This window comes from Citreimonas sp. (genome assembly GCF_042096055.1).
Taxonomy (GTDB): Bacteria; Pseudomonadota; Alphaproteobacteria; order Rhodobacterales; family Rhodobacteraceae; genus Citreimonas.
Genome location: NZ_JBELMH010000076.1, coordinates 12018 through 15626, shown reverse-complemented (window position 1 = coordinate 15626; position 3609 = coordinate 12018). Strand labels below are relative to the sequence as shown.

4 protein-coding genes are annotated in these 3609 nt (G+C 73.4%); 2 read left to right on the top strand and 2 right to left on the bottom strand.

The annotated features are described in order from the left end of the window. The first annotated feature begins 16 nt into the window (after positions 1-16). Positions 17-166, top strand: coding sequence for a tryptophan-rich sensory protein (locus ACFDTC_RS14595; protein ID WP_375259618.1), 150 nt, complete (start codon positions 17-19; stop codon positions 164-166). A 3-nt stretch (positions 167-169) separates the two neighbouring features. Here ACFDTC_RS14595 and crtC read toward each other — a convergent pair whose 3' ends face one another. Together crtC and crtD are read right to left on the bottom strand one after the other, a co-directional pair. Beyond that, positions 170-1045 carry a carotenoid 1,2-hydratase gene (gene crtC / locus ACFDTC_RS14590; RefSeq protein ID WP_375259617.1) on the bottom strand — a complete coding sequence of 292 codons (876 nt, stop codon included), beginning with the start codon at positions 1043-1045 and terminating at the stop codon, positions 170-172. Beyond that, positions 1000-2601 carry a 1-hydroxycarotenoid 3,4-desaturase CrtD gene (gene crtD / locus ACFDTC_RS14585; protein ID WP_375259615.1) on the bottom strand — a complete coding sequence of 534 codons (1602 nt, stop codon included), beginning with the start codon at positions 2599-2601 and terminating at the stop codon, positions 1000-1002. Before crtD ends, crtC begins: the two co-directional genes overlap by 46 nt. 99 nt (positions 2602-2700) lie before the next feature. Here crtD and ACFDTC_RS14580 point away from each other — a divergent pair, with 99 nt between their 5' ends. Continuing rightward, positions 2701-3573: a polyprenyl synthetase family protein gene (locus tag ACFDTC_RS14580; RefSeq protein WP_375259614.1), complete on the top strand. Its 873-nt coding sequence runs from the start codon at positions 2701-2703 to the stop codon at positions 3571-3573. Positions 3574-3609: the final 36 nt, after the last annotated feature.

Sequence of the window (3609 nt, the reverse complement as noted above, 5' to 3'; positions counted from 1 at the left end):
GGCTGTGGCCGCTGCGATGGTGGCGTTGTGGCAGGTCGACTGGATCGCCGGCGCGCTCTTCGCGCCGTACCTTCTGTGGGTGACGATCGCCGGTGCGCTCAACGGCGCGGTCTGGCGGCTCAACCCCGAGGTGGCGCGCGCCGGTGGCGCCCAGCCGGCCGAGTAGGCGCTACAGCCCGAAGGTCCAGCCCGCCCGGCGCGGCACCCGACAGGCCAGCATCGGCTTGAGCAGCCCCGACCGGAAGCGTCGCAGGTCCAGCGCCTCGTGCACGCCGATGGTGCGTTCGCCGTCCAGCACAGTCTGCACCATCGACCGCGTGTAGAACGGCGCGTCGAGCATGCCCATCACCTGGCGCGGCGTGCTGCCGGCATCGCCACGCGTCTCGCGTCGAACGCCCCACAGCGACCGGCGGATCCGGTGCTGCGGGGGCAGGGCGATCGCATGCGCCCGCCCGCCCGCGTCGAAGTGGAAACCCGCCGCCAGCGTGCTGCCGTCGCGGCGCCGCGAGTCGTAGAAGCACGTCGCACCGCCCATCGCCGGGAAGCGCCCCCAGGTCCAGCGGTCGAAATCCGCCTCCAGCGCGCGGGTGCCGAAGTTGGCGTCGAAATAGCCGTGTCCGCGCCATTGCCAGCCCGGCGCCTCCAGCGTGCAAGCCACCCGCGCGCTGGGCGCGAAGGGCCGCCAGACATGCGCGCCGTCCTGCGTCAGCGGCAGCTCGACCCCGGTGATGGCGTCGGGCGTCACGCGGATGCGGCCCCGGATGCGGCCGAACAGCGGCGGTCCGCCGATCTCGTCCACGTCGATCACCAGCGCGCCGCGTTCCCACGTCATCGAGGACGGCCCGATGTCGATCCGCCGCGGGTCCTGCCGCAGCGCCGCGCGGCCGCGATCGGTCATCGCGAAGCGCCCGCCGGGCCCGTAGGTCGCCACGTTCAGGCAGACGTGGTTTTCCGGGTCGCGCCGGCCCGACCATGCGTACCAGGGCGAAAAGACCGAGCCTATGAACCCGATGACCGAAAGGGCGCGCGTGCCGCAATCCGAAATCGCGTCGACATACCACCAGGCGTAGCCGTCCGGGGAGACGGCAAGGTGGAAGTTCGGTCCTTCAAGATCGCCTCGGCCGCGTGCCGGCCGGAGAGCGCCGCCATCGGCACGCCCGCGCCCGGATGGCAGCCGCCCCCCGCCAGCCAAAGCCCCGGCACCGTCGTCCGCGCCGTCGGCCGCGCCAGCGCCGCCGTCATCCCATGCGGGCTCTGCCCGTAGAGCGATCCGGCGCTGCCGGGAAAGCGGGCGTCGAACTGGTCGGGCGTCGTCAGCGCCGCCCGATCCGGGCTGTCGGCGAAGGTCAGGCCGAAGCGCCTCAGCGTCTGGAAGGTCCGCGTGTGACATCGCTCGAACTCCTCGGGGTCGGGCCGGCCGCCGGTCAGCGGCGGCGCGTTCAGGATGATCTCGAACCGCTCGCGGGCAGGGGGTGGGCGGCCAAAGCCGCGATCCTGCGCGCAGAGGTACAGCGTCGTGTCGTCGGGCGTCTCGCCACGCTCGAGCGCCGCGAACTCGGCGCGCGGATCGGCGCAGAAGAACACGTTGTGATGCGTCAGTGCAGGGCCATCGATGGCCGAGGCAAAGGCCCAGACCTGCGCCGACAGGCTGCGCGGGGCGTCGCGGGTGCGGGGCGCGACGTCGGCGATGCCGCTGCCCAGAAGACCCAGGGGCAGGGCGCGCGGGTCGCCGTTGAAGATCACGTGCGCCGCCGGCACAACCGCGCCGCCGGCCAGCGCAACGCCGGTCACGCCGTCGCTGTCGGTCAGGATTCGCGCAACCGGCGCGTTCAGCCGGATGCGGCCGCCGCGCGCCTCGATCAGCGCGGCGATGGCGCGCGCCAGCGCGTGCATGCCGCCCTCGACCGCCCAGACGCCGCCGGCCTCGGCCTGCCAGATCAGCGCGAGCAGACCGGGGCTGCGATAGGGCGAGCCGCCCACATAGGTGGCGTAGCGGCCGAACAATTGCCGCAGCCGCGGATCGGTCAAGTCGCGGCGCAGCACCGCGTCGAGGCTGCGACCCGGCGCCATGGCGCGCAACAGGGCAGGGCGCGCGGCCACCGTCCGGACCAGCGCGGACAGCTCGGGCACGGCCGACTCGATCACCGGTGCGCGGAACCCGTCGAACAGCGTCTTCGCGCGCGCGTTGAAGGCGCGGAACTCGTCCGCCGCGCGTGGCCCGGCGAAGGCGCGCACGGCGGCCTCGCTGCGACCCGCATCGGCGAACAGGTCCAGCGGGCCGCTGCCCGGCCACCAGTGCCGCGCGAGGATCTCTTGCCGGTGCAAGGTTACGTGGTCGTCCAGCTCCGCGCCCGCGGCGGCGAACAATTCGTCGAAGACCGCGCGCAGGGTCAGCACCGTCGGCCCGGCATCGACGCCGCCCGCCGCGCGGGGCGCCTGGCGGATCTTGCCGCCGGGCGCATCGGCGGCCTCGATCACCGTCACGTCGCGCCCGGCGGCGGTCAGACGCAGCGCCGCGGCCAGCCCGCCGATGCCAGCGCCGATCACCACGACCGGGCCGCGGCGGCTGAAGGCAGAGTGCTGGGCCGGCAGAGAAACCATGCCTCGATAGTTGACTCGACGCCGCCGACTGTCCAGTGTGATTTACACATGGCTGTCCGAAAATAATGACAGCTTGCCTGACAGCGCGAGGGGACACCCATGGGACTGCACGCAAGGATCGACACCGCGGTGACCCGCGCGATCGCCCGGGGCCGCGCCGGCCCGGCGCCCGCCCGCCTGTCCGAGGCGCTCGATTACGCCTGCACGCCCGGCGGCGCCCGTATCCGCCCGACCATCCTTTTGTCGGTCGCGATGGCCTGCGGCGACGACCGCCCCGGCCTGTCGGATGCCGCGGCCGCCGCGCTGGAACTGATCCATTGCGCCAGCCTCGTGCACGACGACCTGCCGTGCTTCGACGACGCCGCTCTGCGGCGCGGCAAGCCCAGCGTGCACCGTGCCTATTCGCAGCCGCTCGCCGTGCTGGCGGGGGATTCGCTGATCGTTCTGGCCTTCGATGTGCTTGCCCGCGCCTCGGGCGACGCGCCGGACCGCGCGATCCAGCTTGTGTCGCTGCTGGCGCGCCAGACCGGCATGCCGCACGGCATCTGCGCCGGCCAGGGGTGGGAGAGCGAGGACCAGATCGACCTCTCGGCCTACCACCGCTCGAAGACCGGGGCGCTGTTCATCGCGGCCACGCAGATGGGCGCCGTCGCCGCCGGGCAGGAGGCCGAGCCGTGGTACGAGCTCGGCGCCCGCATCGGCGAGGCGTTCCAGGTGGCCGACGACCTGCGCGACGCGCTCTACGACGAATCCGCGCTGGGCAAGCCCGCCGGCCAGGACGACCTGCACGGCCGCCCCAACGCCGTCACCCAGCTGGGCGTGCACGGCGCCGTTAGCCGCCTGAAGGACATCCTGTCGGGCGCCATCGCCTCGATCCCCGCCTGCCCGGGCGAGGCGCAGCTGGCGCAGATGGTGACCATGTACGCCGACCGGCTGACGCCCTCGGCCGACATCGTCCGGGCCCGCGCCTGAGATGGCCCTGCAGGCGGACGGCCCCGTGGCGCCGCC

What these genes read in the sequence shown, in the direction of transcription:
- ACFDTC_RS14580 (WP_375259614.1), top strand. Translation starts at nt 2,701, where the DNA reads ATGGGACTGCACGCAAGGATCGACACCGCGGTGACCCGCGCGATCGCC.
- ACFDTC_RS14595 (WP_375259618.1), top strand. Translation starts at nt 17, where the DNA reads ATGGTGGCGTTGTGGCAGGTCGACTGGATCGCCGGCGCGCTCTTCGCG.
- crtD (WP_375259615.1), bottom strand. Translation starts at nt 2,601, where the DNA reads ATGGTTTCTCTGCCGGCCCAGCACTCTGCCTTCAGCCGCCGCGGCCCG.